The sequence below is a fragment of the Stenotrophomonas sp. SORGH_AS_0282 genome (assembly GCF_030818125.1).
Classification (GTDB): Bacteria; Pseudomonadota; Gammaproteobacteria; order Xanthomonadales; family Xanthomonadaceae; genus Stenotrophomonas; species Stenotrophomonas rhizophila_A.
Genome location: NZ_JAUTAB010000001.1, coordinates 3,066,540 through 3,081,316 on the forward strand (window position 1 = coordinate 3,066,540; position 14,777 = coordinate 3,081,316).

A 14,777-nucleotide genomic window follows, 5' to 3' on the forward strand; every position below is an offset into this window, starting at 1 on the left:
CTACGGCGCCACCTCTTCCAGGTCTTCGCGCAGGATCCGCCGGATCTCCAGCACCGCCTGCGGGGTTTCCTGCACGCTGTGGCCGGAGATGATCACCTTCTCCGACACCGCGCCGGGCAGGTGCGCACTCCAGTAGGGCACCAGGCCGTCGTCGGACTGCTCCAGCGGCACCTCGGGTCTGCGCTGGGCGATGATCGAGTGGTACTTCAGGCCCGGCATGATCGGCAGGGCGGCGGCCGCCTTCACGAACGGATCGGTGGCCTTGAGGTTGTCGATGCTGTTGGGAATCTGCAGCTTGGTGGCCTGCGCCGACTGCACTTCGGATTGCTGCAGGGCCTGGAACACATCCTCGAACTTGCCGAGGATGGTGATCGGCAGGCGCACCAGGCGCCCGATGAAGCGTCCGACCCGGTTGCCGGCGATATCGGTGCCCTGGTGGGGTGCGGCGATGAAGATGGCGCGCTCCACGTTCGGTTCGGCATCGAAGTGCAGCAGCGGGCCCAGTTTGGCCTGGACGCGCTTGAGCCGTTCACCCTTCAGGTCGTAGTTGGCCAGCAGCTGGTTCCACAACGTGTCGCCGGAACTGGTGACCAGCAACCGGGCCAGCACGCCCCCCATGCTGTGGCCGATGAACACCATGTCCTTCGACGCACGCGAAGTGCCCTTGGGGTCGAAATGCCGGAGCGTGTTGTCGAACGCCTGGTCGATCTCGAAACGGTTCAGTGCAATCGGCGCATTGGTCGGGTAGTACACCTGCCACACCTGGAAGTGTCTGCGCAGCTCGGGATCGCCCAGGATCTCGTTGGCCACGTTCACCCAGGCCTCCGGGCTGCTGCCCAGCCCATGCAGCATGAAGATGATGCGGCGGTTGGGATCCCACGGCTGCATCAGGTACATGTGCGGTTCGGCAATGCCTTCGCTCAGGCCGAACAGCGTGCGCAGCGACTGGGTGGCAAAGCCGGACTGGGCCAGCCACATGCCGTAAGCGGCGGTGAAGTTGCCGGCCAGCGGCACCTTCTCGCCATGCAGGTCCACGCTTTCGGTGGATTCAGGCGAATACACGTCGAACAGCACCTGGGTGGTGTCCAGCACCTGCTGCAGCGTATCGCCCTTGAAGCGCAGCAACGCGGTGGCATTGATTGCCGACATCTCGCTGTACTGCGGAATCTCGGCCTTCTCACCGTCCACCGGCGCGATCAGCTTGGGCGGGTCCATCACCACCACCAGCTCGGCACCAAAGCCGTCGCGGCGATAGGTACTGCGCAGGCCGGCGAAACTCACCGAAGATGCCGACACCATCGTGGTGGGAATGCTGGCCAGGCGCAGCTCGTCGAAGTCCGAGGTCAGCGTCCAGCGCTCGCCCGCCACCGCGGCGTTGTAGTCCTCCCCTTCCAGCGCGCTTTCGCGGCTGCGCTTGAACACCACCGTGGCGGTCTGTTCGGCGGCATAGTTGTAGTAGTCGCGCACCTGGGTCTGGCGGTCTTCGAACGCGCGGTCCGACGGCGTGCGCCCGCTGAAGAACAGGTAGGCATACGCGTACCGCGCTGCTTCCAGCCACGCATCCAGCGCCGCATCGGACATCGGGGTCTTGTCGCGGTCCTTCGGCTTGGGCGTGAGTGCCAGCGCGTTCTTCACCCACAGCTCGGACAGCGTTGACAGCCGCTGTTCCTCGGGCAGGTCGCGGGTGTCCTTCAGGGTCTTCTCGCAGGCGGCAACATCCTTCTCGCACAGCGCCACGTCCAGACCGATCACGCTCAGCGTTTCCTGCGAGGCCATGCTGAACTTGCCGGAGGTGAGCACATCGCCGCGCTTGTTGGCCAGGTAATCGGTGGGCGAGACCTGCTTCATGGTGACCATGGCGCAGCCGCTGGACAGCAGCAGCGACAGCAGCACCGCCAGCAGGGGCGCACCACGGCGAAGGAGCCGGCTCATGGCTGCACCTCCGGGTCGATGCCCGGCACACCGACGCGGATCAGCTGCGAGAAGCGCGGATCATCGCCAGCGGCACGCGCGCGATCGGTGATGCGCCCGCGCGCCTTCAGCGTGGCGAAGTCCACGCCGGGCGTGAGCACGCCCAGGTCACGCGCGTATTCGGCGAAATAGCCGGAGGCGAGCAGCCGGTAATCCAGCGGCAACCCCGGCGCGATCTGCTTGGCAAGTTCGTACACGATGGTGGTGCAGTTGCTGGTCAGCGTGTTGTAGAACGCCGGTGCGGCATCCAGTCTGCGCGCTTCGCCCAGGTAGGACACGAACAGGCCCTTGAGCTGGTCGCGGGTCATGCCCTTCAGGCGATACAGGTACACATCCTCGCCGCGCACGTTGCTGCGCACCCGCACGATGTCGGTTTCCTCGGCCGCCACCAGGGTCATCTCGAACTTGCGGAAGAACCCGCCCAGCGCCGAGAACGATTCGCCGCGCTCTTTACGGATCTCCAGCGAGAACACCAGCTGGCGGCCATCGGCGAAGCCGAACGAGACCAGTGTGTGCGCGATCATCGGCCCCATCCAGTACGACAGCACCAGGTCGGCCGAACGCAGCTGGTCCAGGTCGTACTCGCGGCGCTCCCAGCGCACGTCGTGGTCGTCATCGGTGCGCCAGGTGAAGTTGCGCACGTTGTCGAGCACCACCCGGGAGCCGTCGAATTCCACCACCTTCAGCCGCTGGGCGACATCATCGGCCCAGACCCGGTCCTGGCGTGGGCTGAGCAGCAGCCACCACACGCCGCAGAGGACCAGCGCGGCCACGAACAGCGGGCCCGGCCAGCGCCCGGCGCGGGCGCGGCCAACGGCAACAGCGGTGGCAAGCGCAAAGGCGCCCCACCCCGCCAACAGCACACCCTTCAGCCAACCCGGCCCGGAAAGCTGGTACGCCAGCAGCCCGGCTACCCACAGCGCTGCGACCAGCATCAATACGGCCAGCCCCCATCGTCCTGCTGTCTTCACACATCGTTCCGTCGGTTGGTCGGGGCGCTAGTTAGCCATAACCGCGGTGTGGGGGACATGTTCCCCTGTTCAGGTTCGCTCAGCGACGCGGGGCGCCCACCTTCTGCCACGGCGCCATGCCCTTGCGGGCGCGCGGCAGCGCGCGGCGCAGCGGCAGTCGGCGTGGCATCGGAATACCCACGCCCGGCGCGGCGGTATCGTCACGGCGCAGGTCCTCGGCACGCTCGCCCACCAACAGGGCCGCCATCTCCTCCAGGCCGTTGCGCATCGCCCGGGCGGCCGTCTGCAGGGTATTCATGGCGTGTCTCCAATGACGAAACGGGGACGGACTACGTTAAGACCGGCAACGCGTAGGGCTCGTGCAGGGGATGTGGCAGACGGATGAAAACCGCGCCCCATAGGCTTGTATCTGAGATTCATTTGCGTTCGCATCCTCACCTCCCGATAATCCGGGCCCTTACTCCCCCGGGATCCCCGTCATGCCTGCCCTGTCCCGCCGCTCGTCCTTGCTCCTGCTGGTCCCCACCCTGCTGGCGTCCGCGATGGCCCATGCCCAGGACAGCAGCGCCGCCCGTACCCTCGACGCGGTCAGCGTGGTCGCCGACCGCGCGAGTACTGCCACCAAGACCGATACCCCGCTCACCCAGACCCCGCAGGCGATCAGCGTGGTGACCCGCGAGCTGTTCACCGACCGTGGCGCCCGCAACCTGCAGGAAACCCTGCGTTACAGCGCCGGCGTGACCGCCGATGCCTACGGCCTGGATACCCGCAGCGACGGCAGCACCGTGCGCGGCCTCGACCCGGTGCAATACCTGGACGGCCTGCGCCGCAGCTACGGCTTCAATCCGCTGGCACGCACCGAGGTGTACGGCCTGGAGCGGGTGGAAGTGCTGCGCGGCCCCTCGTCGGTGCTGTACGGCGCCGGCGCCACCGGCGGCATCATCAATGCCATCACCAAGCGCCCGACCTTCGGCGACCTCGGCGGCGAAGTGGCCCTGCAGCTGGGCAACTTCGACCGCAGACAGTTCCAGGGCGACGTGGCCGGCACCCTGAACGACGCCGGCACCCTGGCCGGTCGCTTCGTCGGCCTGGTGCGCGAATCCGGCATGCAGACTGACACCATCGACGATGACCGCGTGTACCTGGCGCCGTCGATCAGCTGGCAGGGCGAGCGCAGCACCCTCACCGTGCTGGCCAGCTACCAGCACGACAAGACCGCCTCCAGCCAGCAGTTCCTGCCGGTGGTGGCGACCCTGAATGCACCGGCCGGTTCACCGCGCCTGGATCCATCGACGTTCCTGGGCGACCGCGATTTCGACAAACTCGATTCGCGCGTGTACAGCGTGACCGCCCTGTTCGACCACAGCTTCAGCGACAGCATCAGCCTGCGCTCGGCCGTGCGCTACCTGGATGGCAAGACCGAATTCCGCGAACTGTACCCGGACACCTACTCCAATCCGCTGGACCCGTTCATCGATGCCGACAAGCGCGTGCTCAACCGCAATGCCTACGGCGTGCGCCCGGACGTGCGTTCGCTGACCAGCGACAACGCGGTGCAGTTCGACTTCGCCACCGGCGCCTTCCAGCACCTGCTGCTGGCCGGCGTGGACTATAGCGATTACCGCGAGAAGTCCTGGAACCTGGATGCCACCCCGACCCCGATCGACATCTACAACCCGATCTCCACCGGCGTGACCATCAACGGCTGGGACCGCCTGCCCGACCAGCAGACCACCCAGCTGGGCGTGTACCTGCAGGACCAGATCCGCTGGGCCGACCGCGTCTCGCTGGTGCTGGGCGCACGCCGCGACCACGCGCGCAGCAAGACCGAAGGCCTGCCCAGCCAGACCGACAACGCCACCACCTACCGCGCCGGCCTGATCGGCGAGATCGGCGCGGGCGTCTCGCCGTACATCAGCTACAGCGAGTCGTTCCTGCCGGTAACCGGCCAGGATCTGTACGGCCGTGCGTTCAAGCCGATGCAGGGCGACCAGTGGGAAGGCGGCATCAAGTGGCAGCCGGCGTCGAACATGCTGGTCACCCTGGCCGCCTATCGCATCACCGAAACCAACCGCCAGACCAACGATCCGGACAACGTCTTGAACGTGATCCAGACCGGTGAGATCGAATCGAAGGGCGTGGAAGTCGAGGGCCAGTTCCAGTTCGCGCACGACATCACCCTCACCGCGGCGTACTCGCGCAACAAGGCCGAAGTGACCAAGAGCAACTTCGCCATGGAAGTGAACCAGCGCCTCAACGACACCCCGCAGGAGCTGGCCTCGGTATGGCTGGGCAAGGCCTTCCAGCTGGTCGACGACGCGCGCCTGCGCCTGGGCATCGGTGGCCGCTACGTGGGCAACACCCAGTCGCTGGGCTACGGTGGTTTCATCCGCACGCCCAGCTACACGCTGGTGGACGCGCTGGCCGAAGTGCAGGTGACCGACTGGACGATGGCGCTGAACATCACCAACCTGGGCGACAAGAAGTACTTCGCCCCGTGCCGTAATTTCGGTGACTGCTTCACCGGCAACCCGCGCACGGTGACCGGAACGATTTCGTACCGGTTCTGACGGTGTGCCGGGCGTGGCCCGGCACTACCGTGTCCGTACCCTCTCCAGCCGCCGCCAGAGAATTCAATGCAACGTTCCGCCATCAAAGCCTGGTTCCTGGTCCACAAGTGGACCAGCCTGGTCTGCACCCTGTTCCTGCTGCTGTTGTGCGTGACCGGCCTGCCGCTGGTGTTCGGCGAGGAAATCGCCCACCTCAGCGAACCGCACGTGGACAACCCGCAGCCGCAGGCCGCGCATCGCAACCTGGATGAACAGGTGCGCACCGCCGTGGCGCAGTACCCGGGCAACGTGCCGCTGTTCGTGGGTTGGGACTGGGACGGCCACACGGTGTACGTCAACACCGGCACCGAGCCGGCCACGCCGCCGCCGCAGATGAAGACCGCACTGCTCGATGCCAGCAGCGGTGAGGTGTTGCCCGCGCCGCAGTTCAACGAAGGGGTGATGTACTTCCTGTACCGGCTGCACACCGACCTGTTCCTCGGCCTGCCCGGGATGCTGTTCATGGGCGCGATGGGCCTGCTGTTCGCCGTGGCGATCATCTCCGGCCTGGTGCTGTACGGCCCCTTCATGCGCCGCCAGCGTTTCGGCACCCTGCGCACCGGGCGCAGCCGCCGGCTGGCCTGGCTGGACCTGCACAACGTGATCGGCGTGGTCACCCTGGGCTGGGCGCTGGTGGTGGGTATCACCGGCGCCATCAACACGATTGCGAAGCCACTGGAAACCGCCTGGCAGAGCCAGCAGCTGGGCGAGTTCGCCGCGCGTTACGCCGGCCAGCCGCGTCCGACCACGCTGGCCTCGCTGCAGGCCGCGGTGGACACCGCACGCGCTGCCGAGCCCGGCATGCGCCCGGCGTTCGTCAGCTTCCCCGGCACCGGCTACAGCGGCGACCACCACTATGGCGTGTTCATGCAGGGCAACACCCCGCTCACCGAACGCCTGTACCGCCCGGTGCTGATCGATGCGGGCACCGGCGAACTCACGGCCCAGCCGCAGCTGCCCACCTACATGAGCGTGCTGCTGCTCAGCCAGCCGCTGCACTTCGGCGACTACGGCAAGCTGCCGTTGAAGATCCTGTGGGCGCTGCTGGACCTGCTCACCATCGCGGTACTGGTCAGCGGCCTGTACCTGTGGTTCAAGCGCGGCAGCACCGAAGCGCGGGTAACCGAGATCGAGCGCGCTGAAAAAACCGGGGGTGCGGCATGAGCCGGACGCCTGCGCCCAATGGCAGCCCGTTCACGGCGCCAGCGTGGATCGCCGCGGCAAGCCTGCTGGGGCTGGTCAGCGCGCTGGTTGGCGATGGCGTGTTCGACGTCGTGTCGTGGGTCGTCTTCGCCGCATTGATCGGCCTGGTAGTGCGCGCCTGGGTGAAACGCACCCGGTGACGGGGTGATCCGGGCTCGCGGTGCCGACCAACGGTCGGCACTACCGGTCGGCATTGCCCGGTCGGCCCCCGGCCCCGTGGCGGGCGAAGTTGAGTGCCGCCGGCGATGCTTCATCTGCGCGCAGGCACAGCTGCAGCTCGAACGTGGCCTCGCCCCCCGCCAACGGGTGATAGGCGACTTCCGCACTGCGGAACCCGGCCATGCTGGCGGGTACCACCGAGATGCCCGCCTCCACCGCGACCAGTGACAGCACCGCGTGCATGCCGTGCGCTTCCTGCACCACCCGCGGTGTGAATCCTGCGGCCGCGCACAGGCGCACGACCTGCGAATGGAAGCCCCTGCCCTCGCGCGCCGGCCACAGCACGAACGGTTCGTCGGCCAACATCGCGACCGTGAGATGCGCCTGCTCTGCGAGCGGGTGCGCGCGCGGCAGCGCGATCGCCAGGCGGTCGCTGTCGAATGCCTGCAGCCGCATGTCGTCGGCCTCGAACACCGGTGGAATCACCACGCCCACGTCGATCCGCTGTTCGCGCAGCATCTGGATCTGGCGTGCGGAGGTGGCTTCGATCAACTCCAGGCGAACGTCCGGGCTGCTCTGGCGGAAGCTGCGGATCACCCCGGGCAGGCGCCCGTACAGCGCGCTGCCCACATAGCCCAGCCGCACGGTACCGGTGCGCCCTTCAGCTGCATCGCGAGTGGCGACCAGCGCATGGTCGGCCTGCTGCAGCAGCAGGCGTGCCTCGGCCAGCAGCACTGCCCCGGCGGCGGTGAGCCCAAGGGTACGGTTGCCGCGCTGGATGAGCTCGCTGCCGATCTCGTCTTCCAGCTTGCGGATGGCCGCTGTCAGCGGTGGCTGCGACATGTGCAGGCGCGCGGCCGCGCGGTGGAAGTGCAGTTCTTCAGCAACAGCAACGAACTGGCGAAGCAGGCGGAGATCAACCATGGGCATGCATGCGCTGGACGGAAACCCCGCCAGTATGCCGTGCCGTTGACTACCTGCGTGGTTCCACCGCGGGCTGCGCGATGCGCGACCATTGCGCAGCAATGTCTTCGATGCTGTCGGCGGACGTGGCGCGCAGGTCGCGCGGGTAGGCCACATCGTCGGCCTCCACGCTGCGGGTTGCGTGGAACTGGCCGTTGCTGGCACGCAGGATCTAGCCGCCATCGCGGCAGGCCGTTGATGCCAGGAAGGCAACGCCCGGCGCGACCGCATCCGGGTGCAGCTCATCGGGCTCGCCCTCCACGCCCCACATGCGGGTCTTGGCCACCGGCGAGATGGCATTGACCACGATGTTGTGCGGTGCGCCTTCAGCGGCCAGCACGTTGACGATACCCACCGCTGCCATCTTCGCGGCCGCATACGCAGCCAGGCCCTTCTGCACGTACTGCGGATACAGCGCGCGGTCGGAGGTGGTCAGCACGATGCGGCCATGGTGGCGTGCCTGCATCGACGGCCACGCCGCCTCGGCCAGCCACAGCGGCGCCTTGGCCGCGATGGTCATCATGTGGTCGAAGCGGTCTTCCTCCAGCGCATCGATCTGCTGGTACTCCACCCACCCCGCGTTGTGGATGATGAAATCGATCCGGCCATGGCGGGCGACGATGTCGGCGATCAGCGCGCGGCAGCCGTCGCGCTGGTCGATCGCCGCGTGCGCGGCATGCACTTGCAGCCCGGTACCGCGCAGCAGGGCCACCGTCGCATCGATCCGCGCCGGGTCCTGCCCGCTTCCATCCAGCCCGGCGCCCACGTCATGCATGACAACCCGCGCACCGCGCGAGGCCAGCAGCCTGCTGTAGGCCAGGCCCAGTCCACTGGCTGCACCGGTAACCAGCCCAACCTGCCCTTCAAATGAAACATCGTCGTGCGTCTGCATCCGCACAGGATCGTGCCGACAGCATGCTCAGCGCCAATACCACCTGCAGCAGTCCACGATACAAACCGCGTATCGCCCTTGAACGAATCACCGCAACGGCTCCACCACCACCGCCGTGCCATAGCACAGCACCTCGGTCAGCCCGGTCATGATGTCGGTCGCGTCGTAGCGCATGCCGATGATCGCGTTGGCCCCCAGCATCCGTGCATGCTTGGCCATGTCGCGATAGGTCTCCTCGCGCGCCTGCTCGCACAGCTCGGTATAGATGGTGATGTTGCCGCCGAACAGCGTCTGGATACCGCCCAGGAAATTGCCGACGATGGAGCGCGAGCGCACGGTGATGCCGCGCACCACCCCCAGGTTGCGCGTGATCCGGAACCCGGGCAACTCGAAGGCGGTGGTCACCATCGAATCATCAAGGCGCGGCCCGGTCGGCGGGCGTGCGGCGCTGTTGTAAGGATCTGCCATGGTTGCCTCGTTGCCCGGGGGGTCTGCCCGGATGGTGGGAAGGTCAATGCGCCTGTGGTCGTCGCGGCCTGAGTATCCAGAGTAAGCATGTCTGAACCAATACCGCCAACCAAAGTGCGCAATACACCGCAACTGTAAGAAGCCGCCGCGATCAGGCACCTCGCAACTGTATGGCGCTGTGTGCTCACGCCCGCACCCTGTAACGACCCGTGGTCGCCGGCTTCTCCACCCGCGCGTCGGTGTCGAGTTCCTGGAAACCGGCTGCCAGCAGCCCTGGCATCATTTCCGCCAGCCAGTCGATGAACACCCGCAGGCGGTGGGTCACGTGCCGGTTATGCGGATACACCACGTGGAACGGATACAGCGCCGGCCGCCAGGCCCGCAGCACTTCCACCAGTGCACCGCTGGCCAGTGCAGGCGCGGCGGCATAGCTGAAGGTCTGGACCAGCCCCAAGCCCGCAATCGCCGCGGCCAGGTGGGCGTTGCTTTCATTGATGCCAAGGCGGTGCCCGCCCTTGATCTCCACACTTCCCGCATCACCCCGGAAGCGGAACGGCACGGCGCGCCCGGTGGAGCTGAGCACGTAGCTCACCAGCCGGTGCCCGTTGCGAAGTTCTTCGGGGTAGGCGGGCACGCCATGCGCTTTCAGGTAGCCCGGGCTGGCGCAGGTGATCAAGGTGGCATCGCCAACATGGCGCGCAACCAGCGATGAATCGTCCAATGGCCCGCCGCGGATCACGCAGTCGGCGTTCTCACCAATCAGGTTCACCGGCCGGTCGGAGACGCCCAGCTCGATGCGGATATCCGGGTACCGCGCCATGAACGCCGGCAGCGCGGGCACCAGCACGTCGCGTGCGGTCGACCCGCCAACGTCCACGCGCAACAGTCCCCGCGGCGTGCCTCGCGCGGCACTGAACGACGCATCGATATCCTCCAGGTCACGCAGCAGACGACCTGCCTTCTCGTAGTAGTCCTGGCCCTCGGCCGTGACCGATACCCGCCGCGTGGTCCGCTGCAGCAGGCGTACGCCCAGATGCGCTTCCAGCTCGCGCACCAGCTTGCTGAGCGTAGCGGTGGGCATGTCCAGGGACTCGGCGGCGCGGATGAAGCTGCCCGCTTCGACGACCCGGGCAAAGGCACGGATGGCGGAAAGTTGGTTCATGCGCCCATTATGCACACACATGCATAGTGATTATCATTAATCCATCTTTATCCACCAATCGGCCAAGCCTATCGTTCTCCCAACAGCGGCGGGAATCCTCCCGCTCGTCCAACGGAGAACATCATGAGCACCCCCCTCCTTACCGGTAAGATCGCCCTCGTCACCGGCGGCACCTCGGGCATCGGCCTGGCCAGCGCCCGCCACCTCGCGTCGCTGGGCGCCACTGTCTTCATCACCGGCCGGCGCCAGGCCGAACTGGACGCGGCCGTCGCCGCGATCGGTCCGGCCGCCACCGGGATTCGCGCTGATGCGGCGCTTCCCACCGACCTGGACACGGTCTACGCCCGGATCGCCACGCAGGCTGGCAGACTGGATATCCTGCACGCCAACGCCGGTGGCGGCGACATGCTGCCGCTGGGCGCGATTACCGAAGAGCACTTCGACCGCATCTTCGCCACCAATGTCCGTGGCGTCCTGTTCACCGTGCAGAAGGCGCTGCCACTGCTGGTCGATGGGGCATCGATCATCCTCACCGGCTCTACCGTGTCCATCCAGGGCACGGCCAACTTCAGCGTGTACAGCGCCAGCAAGGCAGCAGTGCGCAACTTCGCCCGTTCCTGGGCGCTGGACCTGAAGGAGCGCGGCATCCGGGTCAACGTAGTCAGCCCCGGGCCAATCCGCACCCCCGGCCTCGGCGATCTGGTGCCCGACGACGCCCGTCAGGGTCTGTTCGACCACCTGGCAGCGCAGGTGCCCCTGGGACGACTGGGCGAACCGCAGGAAGTGGCCAACGCCGTGGCATTCCTGGCCTCTGACCAGGCGAGCTTCGTCAACGGCATCGAGCTGTTCGTGGACGGCGGCATGGCGCAGGTCTGATCCTGTGCGGCTGCAAGCTCGGCATCGCGCGCGGTCGGGTCAGCGCTCGCGCAGCGATTCAGTGGTGTGCTGCTGCAACGGGCTGAGCAGGTAATCCCGGCACCCCGGGCACGGATTCGAAACGAAGCGGTTGGCCGCTGCCTATCGCCTCGGCCAGTGCGCGTTGGCCAGCGCCTCGGTGGCTCTACTCCGGTGTCCCACGTTCGACCGCTTCCATTGCATCGGCGAATTTCGCCATCAGCCGCACCAGGTCCGATACCTCCTGCGGCTCCCATGATTCGAAGATGACCCTACCCATCCGCTCGCGCGCGGCGTCCAAGCGGTCAGTCATCTCCTTGCCTTTGGGCGCAATGGTGGCCTCGCGGATCCGGCGGTCCTGCGGATTGCCCTGGCGGGTGATCAGTTCCATGGTTGCCAGCTTGGCCACCTGCCGGCTGATGGTCGTGTAGTCGCGACCCAACCGGTCAGCCAATTCGACCACCCCGATCGGCCCGACCCGCTCGATCACCACCAGCAGCCGGAACAGAGCCTGGTCCAGCTTCACCCCCGCTTCCTGCAGGAGTCGCTCGTCGTTGCGCGGGCGGTTCATCACGCTGACAAGGCTGACCATGGACAGGTGCAGCGACTTCAGCTCGGTCGAAATATGTGTATCTTGCACTCTCTTTTTCGCAGGCATAGCATCCCCTCCAGATACGTGCATATTACACATACTTGGAGAGAACGATGGGTAACGCCCCTGATGTTGTGATCTGTGGCGCCGGTGCCGCTGGTTTGACCCTGGCCATTGAACTGGCCCGGCGTGGCGTGTCCTTCAGGCTGCTGGAGCAGCGCGACCAGCCGTTCCATGGCTCGCGCGGCAAGGGCATCCAGCCCCGCAGCCAGGAGGTGTTCGAGGACATGGGGATCCTCAACCGGTTGTTCGCTACCGGCGGGCCGTACCCCCTTTCGCGTACCCACAATGCCGATGGCAGCAGCACCGACGGCGCGGTGCTGGAAGCTGCGCTGGCTACCCCCGCCGAGCCTTATCGCCAGCCGCTCATGGTGCCGCAGTTCCTTACCGAAGCCGTGATGCGTGAGCGCTTGGCCGAACTGGGCCATGCCGTGCAATTCAGCCACACGTTGCTCGGCGTCGATCAGGATGGCGAAGGTGTCCACGTCCGCATCGCCACGCCCAGCGGCGAGCAGACGATCAGAACCCGTTACCTGATCGGCGCCGACGGCGGCCGCAGCTTCGTGCGCCAGTCATTGGCGATTCCTTTCCCGGGCCAGACCCTGGGCGTTCGCGCCGTCGTCGCCGATATCGTGCTGCAGGGTCTGTCCCGCGATGCGTGGCACAACTTCAACGAGCACGACATGGCACGCCGCATCTCGCTGTGCCCGCTCATGGGCACGGACATGTTCCAGTTGCAGGCACCGGTGCCGCTGGAGGTCGAGGTGGACCTGTCCGTTGAGGGCTTGGCCGCGATGGTGCACGCGCGGACAGGGCGCGATGACATCACGGTCGAAGGCGTCTCGTGGGCTTCCGCGTACCAGATGAACGCACGCCTGGCAGATCGGTATCGCGTGGGCCGGGTGTTCCTGGTGGGCGATGCGGCGCATACCCATCCCCCTACCGGCGGCCAGGGACTGAACACCAGCGCGCAGGATGCATACAACCTGGGCTGGAAGCTGGCGTCCGTATTGGAAGGCGCGCCGGAGGTACTGCTCGATACTTACGAAGAAGAACGCAGGCCCGTTGCGGCGGCAATGCTCGGTCTTGCTACCAGGCTTCTCGAGCACGCCCAGCGCGGCGACAACCGGCGTGGTCGTGAGGTGCAGCAGCTCGACCTGGGGTATCGGGCGTCTTCGATTACGCTGCCGGCCGAATCGCGCGAGGGGCGCATCGAGCCCGGCGACCGCGCGCCTGATGCACCGCTGCAGGGCGCGGGCGGGCAACCCATCCGATTGTTCGAGGTACTCCGCGGTATCCATTGGACGCTGCTGGGCCATGCGGCCGACCGAATCGCTGCGCCGCCGCGCGCCGGCCTGCACGTACACCTCATTGGGCCGAAGGGCGACCTGCGCGACGGCGATGGGCATTTCCAGCGCGCGTACGGACTTGGGCCGGACGAGTGGGTGCTGGTGCGCCCCGACGGCTATGTTGCCGCTGTTGCGGACGGCGGGCGACTTGCCGATCTGGTGTCACATCACGCGGCCTGTTCGCCCTGATTACTTCGCCGCCGGTGCCGTGGAGGCCGCTCTGGGCTTGGAGTACCAGAGCGCATTGACGATGATCCAGCGCTCTCCGAAACGGCCCATGTGGAAGTAGTCCACGAACCAGGGCGTCTCCAGCCGCACCGAGGCCGCGTTGCCGGTAACGTCCAGCACGCGGCAGGTACGGTCCCACTCCGCCTTGGGCGTCTTCAGCGCGCCCTGGCGGGTCAGGCCCACCAGCTCTTCCTTGCTCATGCGGCGCAGGCCAAGCCGCTCGTCCGGGGTTTCGCCGAGCACCATCCGCTTGGCCAGGTCTGGATGCAATGACCGCGCTACCCGCTGGGGATCGGCTTCCAGCTGGCCATCCACATAGTCAAAGCAGGTCGCCTCGATAGCGGCTACGGTGGCGGCATCAGGTGCCGCCGGGGTATTTGCGGTGGCGGCAGCGGCAAACAGCAGGGCAAGTGCGGACATGGAATCCCCAAGAGAGTGACAAGGTAGTCAACAGGTGACGCATCCAACGATTGGATCGATGCCGCTACGGCGCGCCAGGTCGGACCACCTTGCAGTGATAACACCCGCAGGTTGTGCCGTCGACGTTGTACCAGGAATGCGCGCCACCATGTGCCTCGCAATCCCTGCCTTTACCCGCGAAACCCAGGTTGATCTAGAACCAGGGCAGGTGCTGCCTGATGGCAGTCCTCCAACGGTAGGGCGAAGGCCTAGCAGCCAGGACCAGTCGCCGGAATACTTCCAACATGACGAGGGGCAACAGCCAGCTTGCCCACAGCAGGCACGAGATGAGCGTTCCGCTTGGCGCCAGGCCTGAAGCAATGGCTACCGGCAACATCAAACGGAACAGGACGGGCGCCAGGGTCACCGCATAGTTGCGGATCATCCACGTCCTGTGCCGCTCCACTCGGCCACGGTGGATCGCGATCATGGCCAACAGCGCCGTGGTCAACCACGCCAGGGCGGTACCGGCAAAACCAATCTTGATGGAAAGCGGTGCCGGGGTGGTGGCGATCAATCCGGCCGCCGCTGCGCTGGCCGTGAGGACTCCACCGAAGTAGAGATACCCAACCCGCCGATGCAGTGCGGGACGCTCCCACCACCAGCGTGCCAACAGCTGGATCGGCCCGGTCACGATGGCCACCACGCCGCCAGCCAGGTGCAGCCACAGCCAGCCATGGCGATCCACGAAGCGGCCGTACGCGGGGCTGTCCAGAAGCCCGTACTTTGCATACGCCGCCATCAGGAATTCGGCCGATACCACCACGATGATCAGCCAGGTGACGACCACGAATGCG

General features: G+C 66.5%; 15 protein-coding genes. 5 read left to right on the plus strand and 10 right to left on the minus strand.

The features are described from left to right. The 3 genes from QE395_RS13745 to QE395_RS13755 form a co-directional block, all read right to left on the minus strand. Positions 1-1,932, minus strand: coding sequence for an alpha/beta fold hydrolase (locus QE395_RS13745; protein ID WP_249833852.1), 1,932 nt, complete (start codon positions 1,930-1,932; stop codon positions 1-3). Then, positions 1,929-2,906: a DUF4105 domain-containing protein gene (locus tag QE395_RS13750; protein ID WP_249834331.1), complete on the minus strand. Its 978-nt coding sequence runs from the start codon at positions 2,904-2,906 to the stop codon at positions 1,929-1,931. Before QE395_RS13750 ends, QE395_RS13745 begins: the two co-directional genes overlap by 4 nt. 115 nt (positions 2,907-3,021) lie before the next feature. Then, entirely contained in the window at positions 3,022-3,240 is a 219-nt protein-coding gene (locus QE395_RS13755) for a hypothetical protein (RefSeq protein ID WP_249833851.1), read from the minus strand. 181 nt (positions 3,241-3,421) lie between these two features. On the opposite strand from QE395_RS13755, the gene QE395_RS13760 reads away from it, so the two are divergent. The 3 genes from QE395_RS13760 (at position 3,422) to QE395_RS13770 (ending at position 6,894) form a co-directional block, all read left to right on the plus strand. After that, positions 3,422-5,512: a TonB-dependent siderophore receptor gene (locus tag QE395_RS13760; RefSeq protein WP_249833850.1), complete on the plus strand. Its 2,091-nt coding sequence runs from the start codon at positions 3,422-3,424 to the stop codon at positions 5,510-5,512. 66 nt (positions 5,513-5,578) lie between these two features. Further along, a complete protein-coding gene (locus QE395_RS13765; RefSeq protein WP_095363715.1) occupies positions 5,579-6,715 on the plus strand; it encodes a PepSY-associated TM helix domain-containing protein in 1,137 nt (378 codons plus the stop codon). After that, a complete protein-coding gene (locus QE395_RS13770) occupies positions 6,712-6,894 on the plus strand; it encodes a hypothetical protein (RefSeq protein ID WP_068849717.1) in 183 nt (60 codons plus the stop codon). Before QE395_RS13765 ends, QE395_RS13770 begins: the two co-directional genes overlap by 4 nt. Positions 6,895-6,934: 40 nt before the next feature. On the opposite strand, the gene QE395_RS13775 is transcribed toward QE395_RS13770, so the two are convergent. The 4 genes from QE395_RS13775 to QE395_RS13790 all read right to left on the minus strand — a co-directional run bounded on the left by QE395_RS13775 (position 6,935) and on the right by QE395_RS13790 (position 10,398). After that, the gene (locus QE395_RS13775; RefSeq protein WP_095363714.1) at positions 6,935-7,837 is read right to left on the minus strand and encodes a LysR family transcriptional regulator; all 903 of its coding nucleotides are present in this window, start codon (positions 7,835-7,837) and stop codon (positions 6,935-6,937) included. Positions 7,838-8,048: 211 nt separating this feature from the next. After that, positions 8,049-8,768 (minus strand): SDR family NAD(P)-dependent oxidoreductase, encoded by a 720-nt coding sequence (locus tag QE395_RS13780; RefSeq protein WP_306989618.1) that lies wholly within the window; start codon positions 8,766-8,768, stop codon positions 8,049-8,051. A gap of 87 nt (positions 8,769-8,855) precedes the next feature. Beyond that, positions 8,856-9,236, minus strand: a complete 381-nt coding sequence (locus QE395_RS13785; protein ID WP_095363712.1) for a YbjQ family protein — start codon at positions 9,234-9,236, stop codon at positions 8,856-8,858. 184 nt (positions 9,237-9,420) lie between these two features. Then, positions 9,421-10,398 (minus strand): LysR family transcriptional regulator, encoded by a 978-nt coding sequence (locus QE395_RS13790; RefSeq protein ID WP_083214073.1) that lies wholly within the window; start codon positions 10,396-10,398, stop codon positions 9,421-9,423. Between the two features lie 123 nt (positions 10,399-10,521). Between QE395_RS13790 and QE395_RS13795 the strand changes: the two genes are divergently transcribed. Then, positions 10,522-11,274: an SDR family oxidoreductase gene (locus QE395_RS13795; RefSeq protein WP_095363711.1), complete on the plus strand. Its 753-nt coding sequence runs from the start codon at positions 10,522-10,524 to the stop codon at positions 11,272-11,274. Between the two features lie 184 nt (positions 11,275-11,458). Here QE395_RS13795 and QE395_RS13800 read toward each other — a convergent pair whose 3' ends face one another. Continuing rightward, complete coding sequence (locus QE395_RS13800) at positions 11,459-11,950, minus strand: MarR family winged helix-turn-helix transcriptional regulator (protein ID WP_068849701.1); 492 nt, start codon at positions 11,948-11,950, stop codon at positions 11,459-11,461. Between the two features lie 47 nt (positions 11,951-11,997). On the opposite strand from QE395_RS13800, the gene QE395_RS13805 reads away from it, so the two are divergent. Further along, positions 11,998-13,482 (plus strand): FAD-dependent oxidoreductase, encoded by a 1,485-nt coding sequence (locus QE395_RS13805; protein ID WP_306989621.1) that lies wholly within the window; start codon positions 11,998-12,000, stop codon positions 13,480-13,482. Here the strand turns inward: QE395_RS13805 and QE395_RS13810 are convergent, their stop codons facing one another. Both QE395_RS13810 and QE395_RS13815 read right to left on the minus strand, forming a co-directional pair. Beyond that, positions 13,483-13,941 (minus strand): nuclear transport factor 2 family protein, encoded by a 459-nt coding sequence (locus QE395_RS13810; protein ID WP_095363708.1) that lies wholly within the window; start codon positions 13,939-13,941, stop codon positions 13,483-13,485. 193 nt (positions 13,942-14,134) lie between these two features. Then, positions 14,135-14,770 carry a DUF2306 domain-containing protein gene (locus QE395_RS13815; protein ID WP_306989624.1) on the minus strand — a complete coding sequence of 212 codons (636 nt, stop codon included), beginning with the start codon at positions 14,768-14,770 and terminating at the stop codon, positions 14,135-14,137. Between the last annotated feature and the right edge of the window lie 7 nt (positions 14,771-14,777).